Genomic DNA, 18,148 nt, shown 5'->3' with positions numbered 1-18,148 from the left:
TACAACAGGCAACTCATCGCCCTACTGATTTCTGCCCTGAAGGGACAACTTAGGTCTGGCCTGCAACAGCATTTTCGTATATTCATGCTGTGGCTGGTCGAACAACTGAAACACCTCTGCCTGCTCAACAATACGCCCCCGCTGCATCACTGCCACTTCATCCGCCATTTGGGAGATGACACCCAGATCATGCGAGATCAGCAAAATAGACGTGTCATATTCCGTACGTAAGCGATCCAACTCTCTCAGCACCTGTAGCTGATTAACCACATCGAGTGCCGTCGTCGGTTCATCCGCAATAACCACTGCTGGCCGCAGGCACATGGAAATGGCGATCATGACCCGTTGCAGCATCCCGCCACTCAACTGAAACGAATAACACTTCATTAGCTTGGCTGGATTGGGCAGATTCATATTTTCCAGAGCCGCTATAGCAAGATCACGGGCCTGTCGTTTACTTAATCCGGTATGCGTGCGGATCGTTTCCATAAACTGATCCCCAATCGTATATACTGGCGTAAAAGCCCTCATCGGATTTTGCATAATAAAAGCAATTGCCTTGCCCCGAATGCGGCGCATCTCCTCGGCTGGCATTCCATTCAACTCACGTCCGTTCAGACGAACACTGCCTTCCACATCCATCGTCTGGCGATCCAGTAGCTGGAGCAGCGCGTTACAGGTTACTGTTTTACCGCTACCACTCTCGCCGACAAGACCCAGAACCCGCCCCTTTTTCAGTTCAAAATGGATAGGTTCCAGCAGAGATACCGCCCCTGCATCAGTTTTGAGCTTTACCTGCAAGCCACTGACCTCCAGCACCTGCGTCTTGGCTGTGTCCTCCATCGTTGTCCCCACTCCTGTTTTACTGACGTTTGGCAATTCCATATCGGTCGGACAACGCCTCTCCCAATATATTGAAGGCCATTACCACCAGCAGAATCATGATACCCGGATAAATCATTAATTCCGGATGACTGCGGATGTATCCCGTTCCCTCATGAATCATGGCTCCCCATTCAGGAGTCGGCGGCTGGATGCCTAGACCCAGGAATGACAACGCGGAGATATCCATGATCGCCCAGCCCATCTCCAGCGTACCAATGACCACAATCGGCCGCAGCACATTCGGAATGATGTGCCGCCGGATAATGGCCCCTGAGGAGGAGCCGCTAATCCTTGCGGCCGCTATAAAATTCTGCTCTTTCAGACTGACGACCATATTGCGGCACATTCGGGCATAGTACACCCACTGCACCAGCATCAAGGCAAACAGCACCTGCATGAGACCTGGCCCAAAAATACCAACAATGCCGAGCACAAGCACCAAGTTGGGAAACGCCATAATGCCTTCGCAAAACCGCATCAGTACACTATCGACCCAACCGCCCAAATAACCTGCAACTGATCCGATCACAACACCGATACTAAGCGAGGACAAGAAAATTAATGTCGCAAAGCCGAGCGAAATTCGCGCTCCATACAGCAGCCGGGATAGATTACACCGACCCAGATGGTCCGTTCCCAGCCAATACTCTTTTGAGGGGCCTTCCAGCCTATGCAGTAAATTGACTCTAACCGGATCATGAGGAGCTAGCCACGGAGCCAGCGCCATTATGATAAAAAGGGCTACCAGCACGACAGAGCAAACCACGATTACCTTTTGACCTTTGAACATTTTACGCAACCTTATCATCACTGCTCTGCTCGTCCCTTCGAAGAAATTCGGGGGTCCATATACAAGTGCACCAGATCAACGAGCAAATTGCATACGATGAACAGGCATGCCGCCAAAAACACATAGCATTGTATGACGGGAATATCCCGGTTAAAAATGGCTTCCACGAAATAACGGCCAAACCCAGGCCATGAAAACACCTGCTCCACAATAATCGTTCCAGTCAGCAACTTGCCCAGGTTCATGCCCATACTTGTTATTAGCGGAGTAATGGCCATTTTGAGTATGTGCCTGAGCATAATCACACGCTCGCGTATTCCTCTGGTTCTGGCATACTGGACATACGTTTCCTGAAGCTGTTCCAGCACACTGGAGCGCAACAGGCGCGTATATAAAGCAATCAGAACCAGCGACAGAGTCAACGTCGGCAACACCAGATGCTGCCACGTTCCCCGACCCTCTACAGGTAGCCAGTCCAATCGTACAGAGAAAAAGAAGATTAACAAATATCCCAGCCAGAACTGGGGAATAGATGCCCCGAAATACGAAATCCCTCGACTCAGTATGTCGATCCAGCCATTTTTACGCATCGCCGCCAACACACCCAGCGGAATGCTCACCACGATGGATAATGCCATGCTGCTTAAGGCCAGCTCAACAGTGGCAGGCAATCGAGCCTTCACCTCATCCCACACTGGCTTGTTGGTCAGATACGAACTACCAAAGTCCAACCGACTGATTCTTTGAAGTGTATGCATATACTGTGTCAGCAATGGCTGATCCAGCCCGAACTCATGCCTTTTCTGCTCCAGAATTTCCGGGGTAGGATAAATATGAGCAGCCGTCAAATAAGCTTCAGCCGGATCAACCGGTGAAATGTGAATGAGTGCAAAGGTAACAAGGGTGGCAAAGAGAACAATAGGAATGACCGCTACCATTCGCTTCCCGATATAGCTAATCATAGTTGTCCTCCTATCCTGTAAATTAACGTTACCTTCCCGTTTCAGTTACTTTCCAATTTCAATTCCCTCAAATGGATTTTCATCCCGATTAGCTGGGAATACAAAATTAGTAATCTTTTTCTGATACACTGCCGTCTTCTTAATATACGAAATAGGTACAATTGCAGATTGCTCCTGAAGTGTCTTCAGGATTGAGGCGTACAGCTCCTGACGCTTTGTTTCGTCTGTCGATGAAAGTGCTTCGTGTACTTGCTGATCCAGATCCTTCTTCATCGGAAGGGCGCTCAGCACCTCAGAAATTCCGAAGCTCTTCTTGGCAATAACATTAATAAAGGAATGCGGATCATAAGGCGCACCATAGTTGTACCAGAAATACAGATCAAACTGGTTGGATCTAAGCCGCTTGATTTGAACCGTCAGCTCCAGTCCGGTCAGATTCACTTTGACACCCAGCTCTCCCCATTCAGCCTGAATGGTTTCAGCCATCGCCTTTTGGATCGGATCGGTCTTATCGAAAATCAGCTCAAAATCCAGCTGTTGTCCGTCTTTCTCCCGTACTGTGCCGCCTGCGGGCAGCTTCCAGCCAGCCTCATCCAACAATGCTTTGGATTTTTCCACATCATAGCCTATTGGCTGTAAGTCGACATTCGTATACGGGTAGTTTTTGGATAAAACCGTATCCGCTGTTTCCTCGAGCCCCGAGGTTACGCCTTCCACCATCGCCTGCTTGTTAAATCCATGCTGGAGTGCCAGACGTACCCGAAGATCTGCCAGCTTGGGATTGGACGAATTGAGCAACAGGCTTCTTGTGCCGACAGGCTCGGACAGCGTGGTAACATACTGATTCGCGTCGCGAAGCTGTTTGAAAGCATCCAGGCTAATAACACCTTCTCCATAAATCAGATCCAGGTCGCCTTTTTCAAAGGCCATTACACGTGTTTCACCATCGGGAATAATTTTGACCGTAATTTTGTCCACCTTCGGTGCAGTACCCCAATAATTCGGGTTACGCTTAAAGGTTGCATACTCATCCTGCTTGTATTCATCCAGCATCCAAGGTCCTGTACCTACAGGTTTCTTAATTCCTTTGGACGTATCTCCATCATCCGGGAACCCGGCTTCACCCAAAAAACGGAACGGGCGAACGACAGACAGATCCTGAATAACTGGGTAGTATGGCTCTTTGAGCGTCATTCGGAACGTACTGTCATCTACAGCTTCAGTTTTATCGAGAACGCCTACTATACCAAGCCAGCTATGCGTTTTCTCATTTTTCATAATAGCGTCAAAGTTCTTTTTCACAATCGCCGCATTAAATAGCGTTCCATCGGAAAATTTCACACCTTTACGCAGCTTAAACGTATATGTCTTGCCGTCCTTGGATATGGTCCAGGATTCAGCCAAAGCAGGCTCTAGCTTGCCTCCTTGCTTGTAGCTGACTAACGGCTCATAAATCATGGATTGTGCAAATAGCTGGGAAGGGTTGTATACGTGAGGATTCATTGTACCAATGTCCCGTGGCCACGATAGCGTGATCGACTTTTCATTGGCAGCTCCGTTAGTAGAGGTGGATGCAGGTGTGTTCTCCTGCTTCGCGCAGCCCAGAATAACGGATAATAAGAGGAGCGTCACCAACATAAAGGTGGCAGTCTTGCGGTGTCGAACGGACATCAATGTATTTCCCCTTTTCTATATATGTGATAATGATTATCATAATCATATTTAGAATAGGTACCACATTATATTTTGTCAACAATATTCGACAAGCAAAGCTCTTATTTATTTTGAATTTGTATAATATTAAATTTATGGATTAATCCGCCAACGTTTGAAATAGAGTACGCGTGTATTCATGCTTCACTAGCTCTTCATCCCAATCCTCAAATATTTCCACGATCTCTCCCTGAACCATGACGGCAACACGATCACAGAACGTACGGGTGGATTGAAGATCATGGGTGATGAAAAGATAGGACAACTGACGTTCGAGCTGCATTCTTTTGAGCATGTTCAGCACGGAGGACTGGGTTGTCGTATCCAGATTGGCGACGGATTCATCGAACAGGATGATTTCTGGTTCAACGGCCAACGCCCGAGCAATGCACACCCGCTGTTTTTGTCCACCGCTTAGCTGCGCAGGGTATTTTTTCAGACTGTCAGCCTCTAACCCTACCGATTCCAGTAAGGAAAGGCAGATATCCAGTGCCCTTACTTTTCGCTCAGGAAAATAGTTGCAGATCGGCTCCATCAGAATATCTCGAATGGTCATACGGGGATGCAGTGAGGAGGCCGAGTCCTGCGCGACTAACTGGATTCGTTTGTACAGATGAATATCTTTCATCCTTCCGGTATGTATGGGCTGCTGATTCAGCCAGATTTCCCCCGAGGTCAACGACTCTAGCCCCAGGATACACTGTGCCAGCGTACTTTTGCCACTTCCGCTTTCTCCAACCAGTCCAAGGCATTCTCCCTGTCGTAATTCCAAGCTCACTTTCTTTATAGCCTGCTCACTGTGTTTCGTATTGAACCAGCCTTTTCTCCGTCTGCGGACAGGATAAGCTTTGGTGACGTTCTTCAATTCCAATATCACGGTTGCATCCTCCCTTCCGGGGTCATCTCCAATACTCGATCTGCTACGCGACTCATACCCTGACGATCATGTGAAATTAACAAAATAGTGAGCTCGAAATCCTCTCTCAACTGTAAAAGCAATGACAGAACCTTGTCGCGGTTGATCACATCCAGCGCTGTAGTGGGCTCGTCGGCAATAAAGAGGCGCGGGCCGGAGCTTAACATTGCAGCCAGCAGCACCCTTTGGCACATACCTCCGCTTAGTTCAAAAGGATATGATGACAGAATATACTCAGGATCGGCAAAACCGACCTTGCGGAGCAGAGAACACAAATAAGCTTCCTGCCCTGGAGTAGTGCGGCCTCCAGCCAGCTCCGTGACACGGTTCAGCATCTGTCGCATCCGTGACATTACGCCCTGTCGTCGATGGGTCTGCTGTGATGCAGTGTGGGACGGGGCAAGATCAGCCTGTCCCTGCTCCTTCTGGGCGTGCATTTGGCGCCGCCTGTGCAGTCTAAGCGTATCCGTCAGCTGGGCGCGGACGGTACGGATCGGATTCAGCCCGCTCAGCGATTGTTGAATGAGCAGGGCAATATCCTCACGGCGCAGTCTTTGCCAGCGCTGTTCATGGAATGGGATAATGTCTTCCCCGTTATAGTAGATGCACCCTTGCGTAACACCAACACTTGGGTCCAGCATACCCGCGATTGCGTGTGCGGTCAGGCTCTTGCCACATCCACTTGGTCCAGTCAGAGCCACAATTTCCCCTGGGTAGACGGAAAAGTTCACATCTCGCAGTAGCGGATTGCTCTCGCTTCCGCTTGCTCCTGCACCTGTACGACTAATCTCCAAATGTTCCACGTGTAACAACGGTTTTTGTACGTAAGCTCGCTCTATCGTATCCTTCCACCCTATGACTGGTCGTTTTCCCACTATTTCGCCGCCCCCTTTTCTGAAAAATGATCACCCAGAAGCTGGCAGGCAAGCACAAACAGCATAATCGCCAAACCCGGAAAGATCATAACATGCGGAGCCACCTGAAAATACGAGGTTGCATCATGCAGCATCACGCCCCACTCTGGCTTGGGCGGCTGTACACCCAATCCAAGAAAGGAGAGTCCAGCGATCATCAACACCACGTGTCCAATATCCCATACCGCATATACCAATAATTGCGGCCATACTTGTGGCAATACATAACGTCTTAGTATGCGCACGTGTGAATTGCCGGACAAACGGGCATACCGTACATAGTCCTCCTGGCAGGCTTTTTGAACCAAACTACGGATATAGCGGACATAGCCCGCCCACCGTACCGCAATAATCGCTAAGGTCATGTTGACGAAACCCGGCCCCAAAATACCCACAATCGCCACCGTTAAAATAATATCGGGAAAAGCCAGTACGCCATCGATTCCCCGCATAATCAGCTGATCCACACGTCCTCGCACATAACCAATGAGCAAGCCTGTGGGCAGACTAATACATAGCGTAGCTACCGTAATCGCACAAGCGATTAACACGCTTGTCCGAATTCCATAAATGAGCCGTGACAGCACATCCCGACCCAGATGATCCGTACCGAAAGGATATTTACGGCTGGGTGGTGCCAAACGGTTCAGAAGGTCCACATGCAGAGGATCATGCGGAGCGGCCCAGGGAGCCAGCAACCCAAGCAGCACGATCAGGCCAAACAGTGCGCCCCCTGCCAGCAAGCTTCCTCTAAAGGAAAGCCGTATCTTTTTCATTTTCAGCTTCCCCCTTAACGCAAACGCAGCCTTGGATCTATCACCGTCTGGACCACATCCACCAAACACTGAACACCTACAATTAAAAACGCGGCAAACATAACATACCCCTGAATCACCGGGTAATCCCGCTGCGTAATTGCATCTATAAAATACTTTCCTAACCCTGGCCATGAAAAAATGGTTTCTACGATGACGTTACCTGCCAGCATAAATGATAGATTCGTACCTAGCAGCGTAATCATAGGCAGAACGGCATGTTTAAATATCTCAAAAAAGAGAATATGCATACGTGAAAAACCGCGAGCCCTCGCTGCCTTCACAAAATTCCGGTCACTCAGCTCCAGCATCTGAGCACGCAATACACGGGCTTGCACCGTTCCCAATCCTGCACCAAGCGTCAGCGCTGGGAGTACTAAATGTGTCCAGTCCTCCCTTCCCATGGATGGGAGCCAGCCCAAGCGAACGGAAAATAGATAGATCAGCAGAAACCCAAGCCAAAAAGAAGGGATTGACGATCCCAGCAAAGCGAACAGCCTGCCCAGACGATCTAGTGGACCGCTGACTTTTAGCGAGGCAGCCAGTCCCATCCCAAGCGTAAGCACCGTCATGACGGCAAAGCCCGCCAAAGCTAGCTCCACCGTGGCGGGCAGTCTGCTCCATAGTTCGTTTAGCACTGACTCCTTGGACACATACGAGGTTCCCCAATGTCCTGTGAACACATCCCTCAGCCAGTTCACATATTGAATATGAAGCGGCTCATTCAAGCCCAGTTCGTTTCGCAGCGCGGTTAGCGCCTCCCCAGAAGCAGGAACATTATGCGCGGTGAGCAAAATGAGAGCAGGGTCACCAGGGGCCAGCCTCATCAGTACAAAAGTCAGCGTAGATACAACGAATACAATGATGGGCAGCTGCGCCACACGTTCCAATATAAAACGAATCATAGGATACGTTGCTCGTTATTCCGCAATATCGGATTGCGCTGTAATGTAGTAATACTCGATCGGATGCGGTGTAAAGCCCTTTACTCCTTTTTTCACACCAAACACATTGTCAGGGTGCACAATGAACGACTGCGGCAAATCTGTATTGATGATATCCAGCGCTTGCAGTGTTACCGCATTACGCTGTGCGGTATCCTTCGCCAACTTCAGGCTGTGAAGAATATTCTCCAGCGGTTTGGAAGCATAACGGCTTACATTCGCTTCACTTGTAGAGGAGTAGAACATGTCCATAAAATACTGCGGCTCCCCTGTATGGGCCGTGAGCATGCTGTACATAGCAAAATCCCAATCATTTTTGGTCAATGCCTCGTCGATATTTTCCACCTTGCGAATCTTGACCTGAATTCCCTCATTCAGCAATTGGCTCTGAATCACCTCAGCCATGACGGATAGCTCCGGACGCTGTGGGAAGGTCAGCAGCGTAACCTCGAATGGCTTGCCCTGCTTGGTCCACGTACCTTGGGCATCCTTCTGCCAGCCATCCTTCGTCAACAACTGCTCCGCCGTTCCGTCCAATGCTTTGCGCTCAATCTTACCGAAGGGAAGAATGCTCGGAAACGGGCTGCTTGCTTCCGTACCGAAGCCTCTCATGACGGCGCTCACAATGGATGCGCGCGGAATCAGACTGTCCACCACCTTACGGTTGGTTGCATCCTTGAACACAGGTGATTCCATGTTGTACACAATCATATGGGTGCGCAAGGATGGAGCCGACAGCACTTGTAGCTTGTCGTTCTTTTTTAATACCTCTGCGTTATCTACCGGAATATCCGTCGCTACATCCACCTCACCAGATTGTAACGCCATCAGGCGCGAATTACCGTCCGTAATGAATTTCATCGTCGCTTCGGCCAATCGCGCCTTTTCGCCCCAGTATCCGTCATAACGCTCGACGACCAAGGATTGATCCTTGTTGAAGGCTTTGATTTTAAAAGCACCTGTCATTGCAGGGTAGCTTTGCTCATCTTTCATGGATGCCACATCCAGTACAATCGTTGACGGATCAGCCAAATTGGATACCAGCGCTGCATTCGGCTGGTTTGTCGTAATTTTCAGCGTCAGCGGACCAGTTACATCAATGGACTTCACATCCAGTAAATCCTTCGCCAGATGGCTTTTCTCGATTGAGCGCAGCAAAGATGCTTTTACACTTGCTGCATCCATGCTCTTTCCATTATGAAACGTGACCTTATCCTGCAAGCTGAACGACCACACGTTAGGGCTGTCATGTTTCCACTCCTTGGCTAGCCAAGCCACAGGCTCCAGCTTTTCATTCAAACGAATGAGTGTCTCACCGGCACCGGAACGCATCACATCCCAGCTATTGTCTCCATGCGGATCGACGCCTGACGGTTTCCACGTATACGCCATCACCAGCTTTTTATCTGCTTGAGTCTGTTGTGCAGACGTGTTCTCACCCTTGCCCGAGCTATCCTCCGTCTTCGTGGCTACGCCACATCCGGAAAGAGTCATAACTGCCATCAGCAGCAGCAATCCTGTACATATGAACCATGAACGCCTATTACGATTGCCTATCATCCCACATTTTCCCCTCTATCTTGTAAAATCGTATAAACCTAACGCAAAACGCGAAAAAGCATTCCCAACCACTTGATCAGCAGTCAGAAATGCTTTCATTATAAAATGTCAAAACTCACCTCAAAGCCAGCTCCAAAAACATAGAAGGGATCAGATCGGTTTCAGACATTCCGTATGCAGCACGCCTAACCACCTCCCCAGCATCCCGTGGGTCTGACAGTGATGTCAAAACAGGCAGGTCTCCTGACTCCAAGCGTATCTTTCAGGCCTTCCCGGTTCCTCACAGTTCCAGTGGCTTGTTCTGAAAGCTCCAGCAGTACCCTGCTGATGCCTGTATACAGTGGCGGGTCCGTGTCGGAATCTACCGAACTTCCCTTTTAAGTGAACACGCTCAACAACTATCTACATCGTCTCTACGAAACTTCGTATATAGAGTTGTCCGGCTCACACCTGTTTTCTTCCTTTATTCCTTTTTATTACGATTTAGGATTATCTTATTTTGTTGCTACTGGCTTGTCAACAAATGTTGCGTAATAATTTAAATTTGAATGATATAGTGTGAATCAAGACCAAGGCTATTCATTGCTTGCGCGCAATTGAAGGTATGTCTTAACGTTGCGTGCACACAATTCACGTGTTAAAATTAGGTATAGAGATAACCACCGTATCCGTATACTAAAAAGAGCCTTCGCCGCTCCAACGGCAAAGACTCTTAGGACTTGAAAGGCTGTGGATCACCACCACGGCGCGCTGCATAACTGAATGTTAATGCGAACGAAACCCACTGTTAGGGGCCAACCTAATTACGCGGTGGGTTTTCGCTTGTTCCGAAATTTCCGACGCAGCCAGCGATAAAGCTTACGAATACTAAACACCAGGCTTAGTAACGTAACCATCCAACGCAGCACATCATAGCACGACACAAGGTTGACCATCGGCTTCACCCCCTTTCGGGAAGCTGCGCCGTGATCCGAAAACATCCACCACTATCCAAAGTCCTTAAGGTAGATTATACCATGCCTCTTCCTACCACTCTAGCAAATTCCTCTAGTAGATAAACCAACCTAAAAGTGCAACTGGAAAACGCACCAAACTAAGCTCCCCATTTCGTCCCGCAGCTTTATCTATATGTCCCCAGACAGCAAAGGGGTCTATTATTTAGGCAGCGCCTCCCGAAAAATCAGGAGGAAGGACGCGGCGTGTACTATTATGACTTCACTTCGAAAATCCAAACCCCGATCTTCATACAGAAAGAGGGTTTTATCAATAATTTCATGCTGCTTAATAAATAACTAGTACTGGATAACCCCATGCCAAACAGCCGGAAAAGAGGCAACGCCCTTTCTCCGGCTGTTTTTGTTTATTTCCTATTCATCAAACCTTCTGTGGAACTTCTGAGACATTAACGCCTTTGACCGATTCACCCTGTTTTCTTGCCAAAACAATGTTCAAGACAATTGCCGTAATCGAGCCAGATACGATGCCATTTTGCAGCAGCATTTTGGCAAAGCTCGGCAGTTGGTCGAACATTTGCGGCAGAACAGCTGAGCCTAGGCCCACGGCAATACTGCATGCTGCAATCAGCAGATTGCTTTCTTTCCGCAGATCCACTTCTGACAAAATAGACATGCCTGATGCAGCAACCGAGCCAAACATGACGATCATCGCCCCGCCCAGCACAGCGTTAGGAATTACTGTCGTCAAGGCAGCCAGCTTAGGCAGCAAACCGAGGACGACCATGATGCCGCCAGCAGCAAAAATAACGTTACGGGATTTGACGCGAGTCAGCGAGATTAAACCCACATTTTGGGAGAAGGCCGTGTAAGGGAACGCATTAAAAATACCGCCCAACATAATTGCAAGTCCTTCCGAACGAAGTCCATTGACGATTTGCTTTTGCTCCACTTTCTGATCAATCGCTTTACCTACTGCTAGATAAACCCCTGTAGACTCGACCATGCTCACAATATTGACGATAATCATCGTACATACTGCCATAATGCTAAACTCCGGCTTACCAAAATAAAACGGCTGCGCAATACTCACCCACGAAGCATCCGCTACGGGAGCAAAATGCACCATTCCCATCGCATAGGCGACTACAGTACCTGCGAACAGACCAATAAGAACGGAAATCGAGCGTAAAAAGCCCTTGGCTACTCGATTGACAAGCAGAATAACCAGTAGTGTAACCAGCGCCAGCAGCAAATTACGCGGCTGTCCAAAATCCGCGCTGCCCTGACCACCCGCTACATTGTTCATCGCCACCGGAATAAGGGATAGACCGATAATCGTAACGACCGAGCCGGTAACCACTGTTGGGAAAAAGCGTAACAGTTTGCCATACAACGGTGCCGCAAGCACCACAAATATACCGGACAAAATGATGGCACCGTACGCTGTCGCCAGATTTGATGTCGAAGCAATTGCGATAATGGGTCCTACTGCCGTAAACGTACAGCCCAAAATGACAGGCAGTCTACTTCCGAAAAAACGTGTGCCCATAATCTGTAATAATGTAGCAATCCCGCAAGTGAATAGATCAGCAGCCACTAGATAAGCCATCTGGGCTGGCGTCAGGTGCAGCGCTCCCCCTACAATCAGAGGGACGGCAATGGCTCCGGCGTACATCGCCATGACATGCTGGAAGCCCAGCGCAAATAATTTTTGTTTACTTAACATCCCACATTCTCCTTAACGGGAGGAATTACCGTGCCAGCTTCCTCTATAAAATGGACTTCGCCCGGTGCCATGGAAGCGATACGCGCTAGAGAACGTACGGCAATACCTCTTTGCTCCAACAGTCCACGGCCTTCCTGAAAGCTCTTTTCAATTACGCAGCCAACTCCGGCCAGCTCTGCTCCTGCTTCCTTCACAATATCGGTAAGTCCGACCAAAGCTGCACCAGTTGCCAAAAAATCATCCACGATCAGCACATGGTCGCTGGCATCGAGATATTTTTGGGAAATGCTCACCTGATAGGTTTCCTGCCGAGTGAACGAATGAACCTCTGCGAAGTATACCTGTTCATTCAGCGTGATCGCCTTCTTTTTCTTCGCATAAATGAACGGTACTCCCAAAGCAATAGCAGTGGCCATAGCAAATTGAATACCACTAGCTTCAATAGTAAGCACCTTGGTAATTGGAGCACTGCCGAACAGACGTGCGAACTCCTTACCAATCTCCAATGCTAATGCTGTATCCACCTGATGGTTCAAAAATGAATCTACCTTTAACACCGTATCGGATAAAATTTGTCCCTCTTGACGAATACGTTCTTCCAAAGCTTTCATTATGCGAATATCGCTCCTCTGTACTTAAAATAGAATAAAACCTGCCAAAACCAAAAAAGGACAAGCTCCCTTGAGTCGTTTCTCAAGTGAAGCCTGTCCTTGGGGTCGTAATCCCTGACGGATTGGCGCACAAATAAAATGCCCGCATTCATCCGAAGCTGATGCGCTATCACTCATAGTCGGACGATTACAGTGGTCATCCGGTAGAAACTTTTGGGCCATATCCCCAATATTATACGAGTCATATGAAATTGATATCTTGTATACTACACCCTCTGGCGGGCGGTTTCAAGACTATTTTTCATACAAACAGCGGCATTTGGAGAACCTTCCACAATTTGAATATCGCAGCCATACACCGATCCATTTTTGAAGTATATATATAGTAGAAACCAGATATTAAAAAACGGAAAACAATACAAAACAACATTTAAAATTAATTTCATTTTTAAATTCAAAAATAAAACCAATAATAATGTTTCCGTTTATGTTGACTGCACAGACAAACGGAAGTAGTATGGAATTAGTTAAGAAACAAAAGGCAGTCTTTCAGGCTGCCGGGATTTCATCCATGCAAGGAGATTAGATATGAACAACTATCTTGCTGTTGATATTGGAGCTTCAAGCGGAAGACTCGTGAGTGCAACTCTACAAGGTGAACAAATTCACTTGCAAGAACTTCATCGTTTCAACAACTCCTTTACTGAGAGGAACGGGCACGATTACTGGAATATAGACAATTTATTTGATGAGATCATCCAGGGACTGCAAAAAGCCAAACAAAATGGAATCGATTCCTGTACGCTCGGCATTGACACATGGGCTGTAGATTACGTGTTACTTAATAAGGAAGGTCATCGCATCCATGAGGTGTACGCATACCGCGATGCACGCACTCTACATGTCCCCGATAAGCTGCACCAGCTCATCAGCCGAGAAGAGGTATATGAGAAAACGGGCATCCAGGAACTAAACTTTAATACCCTATATCAACTGTTCGTCCATGATCGGGAACAACTCGCCCAAGCAGATAAAATATTGATGGTACCCGATTATCTGTACTATCGCCTGACAGGCATTATGGTCAATGAAATGACCAATGCATCCACGATGCAGCTTCTCAACGTGAACACCCGAGAGTTTGATGAGGACCTGCTCTCCCTGCTCCAGCTTCGGCGCAATCAATTTTCGGAGCTGGCTGAGCCTGGACGTGTTCTGGGCTCCATCTTGCCGGAGCTTGTTCGGAAATACGATCTTCCCGACTGTCAGCTCATCCTTGTGCCTACACACGATACCGCCTCAGCGGTTGCAGGTGTTCCATCATCGCGAGAGGAGTCTTGGGCTTATATCAGCAGCGGAACATGGTCGCTATTGGGTATGGAACGATCCCAACCCTTGAATACCGAGACAGCTATGCAGGCGAACTACACCAATGAATGGGGCGCTTACGGCACGTACCGTTTTTTGAAAAATATCATGGGCTTATGGATGATTCAGGAGGTTAGAAGAGAAGGTGGTTCTGCACATAGCTTTGCCGAATTGGCCCAATTGGCTTCAGCAGAGACACCATTTGTCAGTCTCGTCCTCTGTAACCAGTCCTCTTTCTTAAATCCGGATAGTATGACCCTTGAGATTCAGAGGTTCTGTGAAAAAACCGGGCAGCCTGTCCCACGCACACCTGGCTCGCTCGCCCGCTGTATTTTTGACAGTCTGGCCTTAAGCTACCGGGATGCTTTACATGAGCTACAACATTTAACAGACGAAACGATTACCAGATTGCACATTGTCGGCGGAGGCGCTAACAACGAATTACTATGTCAGCTAACAGCCGACCTTTTAGAAATTGAGGTTCAGGCAGGACCTTCCGAATCGACGGCCATCGGCAATATTGTCGTGCAATTAATCAGCTCTGGTGCTCTTGGAGATCTGAAAGCTGCTGGCCGAACCATAGCCAATTCCTTCCCGACTCGGCTATATGAGCCGCAACCGGTGGAAGGCATGGGAGAGCTTCTGGATCGCTGGGAACGCCTCAAGATACAAGCAACACCCCCTATTCACATATCTCAATAAAGGAGTAAAGCCATGAACGAAGCCATTGAAGCGAGTTATAACGAAGCGAAAAAGCTGTATGCCCGCCACGGTATTCAGGTGGATGACGTTTTACGGAAGCTCTCACAAATCAAAATATCACTGCACTGCTGGCAGGGAGACGATGTGCAAGGATTCCTGTTCAAAGATAAACAGCTTAGCGGGGGAATTGCCGTAACAGGTAGCTACCCGGGCAGAGCAGGTACGCCAGATGAACTACGTCAGGACTTGGAAAAAGCCCTATCGCTCATCCCCGGTAAACACAAGGTTAATCTGCATGCGATCTATGCAGATACTACAGAACAAGTAGATTTGGATCAACTGGAGCCACGCCATTTTCAGAACTGGGTAGACTGGGCCAAACAGCAAGGGCTTGGACTTGATTTTAATCCGACCCTATTCTCCCATCCTAAAGCGGAAGACGGCTTCACCCTAAGCCACAAGGACCCGGAAATTCGCGATTTCTGGATCACACACTGTAAGAAATCACGCAGAATTGCGGAATATTTTGGAAGGGAACTCGGTCAGCCTTGTGTCACAAATCACTGGATGCCGGATGGTTACAAGGATACCCCGGTGGATCGCTTGGCTCCAAGAGAACGTCTGCGGGATGCTCTGGACGAGATTTTCAGCGAGGAAATTAGTGAAGATTACAACATCGATGCAGTTGAAAGTAAACTGTTCGGCATCGGTTCGGAAAGCTATGTCGTCGGCTCTCATGAGTTCTATATGGGTTACGCCCTGACACGGGGGAAATCTATCTGTCTCGATTCTGGTCACTTCCACCCGACAGAAGTCATTTCGAACAAACTGTCCTCTGTGCTGATGTTCACCGATCAATTATTGCTACACGTCAGCAGACCTGTTCGTTGGGATAGCGATCATGTCGTGACGATGGACGACGAATTGCTGGACATTGCCCGTGAGCTCGTTCGCGGTGAGCTGCTTTCCCGCACTCATATCGGCCTTGATTTCTTTGATGGCAGTATCAACCATGTGGCTGCATGGGTCATCGGAACACGCAACACCATCAAAGCGTTGCTTCGCGCCATGCTGGAGCCGATTGAGGAACTGAAAAAAGCCGAAGAGGAAAGAGACTTCACTACGCGACTTGCCCTGGTCGAAGAGTTTAAATCCTATCCGTTTGGGGCTGTATGGGATTACTATTGCGCTCAAAACGGCGTTCCTGTTCGTGAGGAATGGCTAACCGAGGCTAAAAACTATGAACAACGAGTCCTGCTGAAACGGTAACTACTGCACTGATCATTTTATATTCATATCATCCAAAGGGAGAGATCATCCATGACTACTGTGCTGGAGAATCAAAAAGAACGAAAATCAGGACTGGATATCCCATTTGTTCGCGAGATGGCGGAAATTACGCAAAACATGTGGAAATTCGGCTGGGATGAACGCAACGGAGGAAATGTAAGCTATATTCTGGATGAAGCCGAGGTTGCCAAATATATTGATATTCATAAAGTCATTCGAACGATTAAACCTGCTTTCCCCGTGAATGAACTGGCAGGCAAATATTTTATCGTCACTGGATCAGGCAAGTACTTCAAAAACGTTATTGCCGATCCGGAAGCCAATTTAGGAGTCCTGCGTGTATCCCAAGATGGTGAGCAGCTAGAAATTTTGTGGGGCCTCAAGCATGACGCGGTTCCTACCAGCGAATTGCCGTCTCATTTTATGAGCCATATTGAGCGCTTGAAGGTCGGTCCCAACCATCGGGTTGTAATCCATAATCATGCCACCCATGTCATTGCCATGACCTTCATTCATAGTCTGGACGAAAACCAATTTACCAAAACGCTGTGGGAAATGTGTACCGAATGTATCGTAGTCTTTCCAGACGGTATCGGTGTAATCCCTTGGATGGTGCCAGGCTCCAGCGAAATCGGCCGTGAAACAGCGAAAAAAATGAAGGATCATCACGCTGTATTATGGCCTCATCACGGCATTTTCGGAACAGGTAGCTCCATTGATGAAGCGTTTGGCCTGATTGAAACGATTGAAAAGGCAGCGCAAATTTATATGCTGATTGCTAAGCATGATATCCAGCAACGGATTACAGATCAGGAGCTATCAGATCTGGCTAAAGCCTTTAATGTTACTCCAAAAGAAGGAATCCTGAACGTATAAACACAGGCTAATCGTATAGCGCAGGACTCTATAAGGCTCCACGGCTCGTCTCAAACCAGCCATGGAGCCTTTACCGTTTTAATTTTATAACCCTAAATTCCAATGAATTAACTTGTAATTGTACTTTCCTTTATATACAATAAAATCAAAATTCCCTTATCTCCACCAAAGGAGAGGTGACAATGATGAGAAGAACAAAGAATGAAGATCACTTCGACATCGTGGAAGACCATTATTTCACAACAACCGAACTGGAAAAATCCAGTGCCATTTGGCCAGTCAGACTGGGTATGGATATTTCGAAGGCAAGCTGTCATGTCGGCCCCAAGGCTGTCCCTTATTTTTATTTTATTTTTGTACTTGAAGGTCAAGCTGAGTTCATTTATAAGGAAAAGAAGTATCGTGTGCAAAAGTCTGATGTATTCTGTTTTTTTCCGCATCTTGCCCATGAATTTTACACCGACCAAGAGCACCCGTTACAAAAGGTATGGATTGCCTTTGAGGGACCGAAATCTCTGGCGTTGCTGGAGCGGATCGGGATCAACCCCTCTAAGCCATTTATAGCTAACGCAGTGAGCGAGGAAATCCTCGAACTGATCTCCAACCTATTTTCCATCGTCAACGACCACAACAGACAGGGCAGCGATCTGGCCCGCTTAATTACACTACATCAGATCTTCGAGGAGTTGTCCCGCAACACATCTGGTGCTCTGCGCAACTCTGTATGCTCTGATTATTGGCTCCAGCAGGGGAAGGATTACATCGAAATGCATTATTGTGACCGTGTTACAATTGAGCAAATTGCTGAGCATGTAGGTGTGGATCGTGCGCATTTTTCACGTAAATTCCATTCTACCTTCCTTATCTCCCCCGCCAAATATTTGCAAACCCTCAAGATTAACGAAGCGAAAAGATTGCTGGAACAGACCACTTACAATTTGTCGATCATCGCCCAATCTATCGGTTATACCGACATGTCCACCTTTTCAAAGGCATTTAAGAAAACAGCAGGAATCCCACCCCGAGAATATCGCTTCCGGCATCAGTCCCGGCAAGAGATCCGCACTGCCAACGCTTAGTCGGAATCCAGCAACGATACAGGAGAACCACCATCATACGG

Annotated in this window: 16 protein-coding genes and 2 riboswitches; of the genes, 4 read left to right on the top strand and 12 right to left on the bottom strand. The window is 48.0% G+C overall.

Annotated features, from left to right (window positions below; translation table 11 throughout):
• Positions 1 to 21 precede the first annotated feature (21 nt).
• The 12 genes from G9G57_RS00915 to G9G57_RS00865 all read right to left on the bottom strand — a co-directional run bounded on the left by G9G57_RS00915 (position 22) and on the right by G9G57_RS00865 (position 12,792).
• Positions 22 to 843, bottom strand: a complete 822-nt coding sequence (locus G9G57_RS00915) for an ABC transporter ATP-binding protein (RefSeq protein ID WP_164964467.1) — start codon at positions 841 to 843, stop codon at positions 22 to 24.
• A gap of 19 nt (positions 844 to 862) precedes the next feature.
• On the bottom strand, positions 863 to 1,693 hold the full coding sequence (gene nikC / locus G9G57_RS00910) for a nickel ABC transporter permease subunit NikC (protein WP_045244749.1): 831 nt from the start codon (positions 1,691 to 1,693) through the stop codon (positions 863 to 865).
• Positions 1,693 to 2,637, bottom strand: coding sequence for a nickel ABC transporter permease subunit NikB (gene nikB / locus G9G57_RS00905; protein ID WP_016822607.1), 945 nt, complete (start codon positions 2,635 to 2,637; stop codon positions 1,693 to 1,695). Before nikB (G9G57_RS00905) ends, nikC (G9G57_RS00910) begins: the two co-directional genes overlap by 1 nt.
• 45 nt (positions 2,638 to 2,682) lie before the next feature.
• Positions 2,683 to 4,308 (bottom strand): nickel ABC transporter substrate-binding protein, encoded by a 1,626-nt coding sequence (gene nikA, locus G9G57_RS00900; RefSeq protein WP_045244750.1) that lies wholly within the window; start codon positions 4,306 to 4,308, stop codon positions 2,683 to 2,685.
• Between the two features lie 142 nt (positions 4,309 to 4,450).
• A complete protein-coding gene (locus G9G57_RS00895) occupies positions 4,451 to 5,227 on the bottom strand; it encodes an ABC transporter ATP-binding protein (RefSeq protein WP_045244751.1) in 777 nt (258 codons plus the stop codon).
• Positions 5,224 to 6,141 (bottom strand): ATP-binding cassette domain-containing protein, encoded by a 918-nt coding sequence (locus tag G9G57_RS00890; RefSeq protein WP_031462488.1) that lies wholly within the window; start codon positions 6,139 to 6,141, stop codon positions 5,224 to 5,226. Before G9G57_RS00890 ends, G9G57_RS00895 begins: the two co-directional genes overlap by 4 nt.
• A complete protein-coding gene (gene nikC / locus G9G57_RS00885; RefSeq protein WP_017426093.1) occupies positions 6,141 to 6,956 on the bottom strand; it encodes a nickel transporter permease in 816 nt (271 codons plus the stop codon). The genes G9G57_RS00890 and nikC (G9G57_RS00885) overlap by 1 nt, the downstream gene beginning before the upstream one ends.
• 14 nt (positions 6,957 to 6,970) lie before the next feature.
• Positions 6,971 to 7,900 carry a nickel ABC transporter permease gene (gene nikB, locus G9G57_RS00880; protein WP_017426092.1) on the bottom strand — a complete coding sequence of 310 codons (930 nt, stop codon included), beginning with the start codon at positions 7,898 to 7,900 and terminating at the stop codon, positions 6,971 to 6,973.
• A gap of 15 nt (positions 7,901 to 7,915) precedes the next feature.
• Positions 7,916 to 9,499, bottom strand: coding sequence for an ABC transporter substrate-binding protein (locus tag G9G57_RS00875; protein ID WP_017426091.1), 1,584 nt, complete (start codon positions 9,497 to 9,499; stop codon positions 7,916 to 7,918).
• Between the two features lie 216 nt (positions 9,500 to 9,715).
• Positions 9,716 to 9,920, bottom strand: a riboswitch (cobalamin riboswitch).
• Positions 9,921 to 10,302: 382 nt separating this feature from the next.
• Complete coding sequence (locus G9G57_RS26140) at positions 10,303 to 10,434, bottom strand: hypothetical protein (protein ID WP_016822600.1); 132 nt, start codon at positions 10,432 to 10,434, stop codon at positions 10,303 to 10,305.
• 439 nt (positions 10,435 to 10,873) lie between these two features.
• Complete coding sequence (locus tag G9G57_RS00870; RefSeq protein ID WP_016822599.1) at positions 10,874 to 12,181, bottom strand: nucleobase:cation symporter-2 family protein; 1,308 nt, start codon at positions 12,179 to 12,181, stop codon at positions 10,874 to 10,876.
• Complete coding sequence (locus tag G9G57_RS00865) at positions 12,175 to 12,792, bottom strand: xanthine phosphoribosyltransferase (RefSeq protein ID WP_016822598.1); 618 nt, start codon at positions 12,790 to 12,792, stop codon at positions 12,175 to 12,177. Before G9G57_RS00865 ends, G9G57_RS00870 begins: the two co-directional genes overlap by 7 nt.
• Positions 12,793 to 12,948: 156 nt before the next feature.
• A riboswitch (purine riboswitch) is annotated at positions 12,949 to 13,052 on the bottom strand.
• Positions 13,053 to 13,380: 328 nt separating this feature from the next.
• Between G9G57_RS00865 and rhaB the strand changes: the two genes are divergently transcribed.
• From rhaB to G9G57_RS00845, 4 genes are all read left to right on the top strand, one after another.
• Positions 13,381 to 14,862: a rhamnulokinase gene (rhaB, locus tag G9G57_RS00860; protein WP_017426089.1), complete on the top strand. Its 1,482-nt coding sequence runs from the start codon at positions 13,381 to 13,383 to the stop codon at positions 14,860 to 14,862.
• A gap of 12 nt (positions 14,863 to 14,874) precedes the next feature.
• Positions 14,875 to 16,131 carry an L-rhamnose isomerase gene (gene rhaA / locus G9G57_RS00855; RefSeq protein ID WP_017426088.1) on the top strand — a complete coding sequence of 419 codons (1,257 nt, stop codon included), beginning with the start codon at positions 14,875 to 14,877 and terminating at the stop codon, positions 16,129 to 16,131.
• 51 nt (positions 16,132 to 16,182) lie between these two features.
• On the top strand, positions 16,183 to 17,028 hold the full coding sequence (gene rhaD, locus G9G57_RS00850) for a rhamnulose-1-phosphate aldolase (RefSeq protein WP_017426087.1): 846 nt from the start codon (positions 16,183 to 16,185) through the stop codon (positions 17,026 to 17,028).
• A 182-nt stretch (positions 17,029 to 17,210) separates the two neighbouring features.
• Positions 17,211 to 18,107, top strand: a complete 897-nt coding sequence (locus G9G57_RS00845) for an AraC family transcriptional regulator (RefSeq protein WP_017426086.1) — start codon at positions 17,211 to 17,213, stop codon at positions 18,105 to 18,107.
• Positions 18,108 to 18,148: the final 41 nt, after the last annotated feature.

The sequence above is a fragment of the Paenibacillus sp. EKM211P genome (assembly GCF_011066175.1).
GTDB lineage: Bacteria > Bacillota > Bacilli > Paenibacillales > Paenibacillaceae > Paenibacillus > Paenibacillus polymyxa.
The sequence above is the reverse complement of the archived record's forward strand: the minus strand, read 5'-3'. Positions and strand labels throughout refer to the sequence as shown.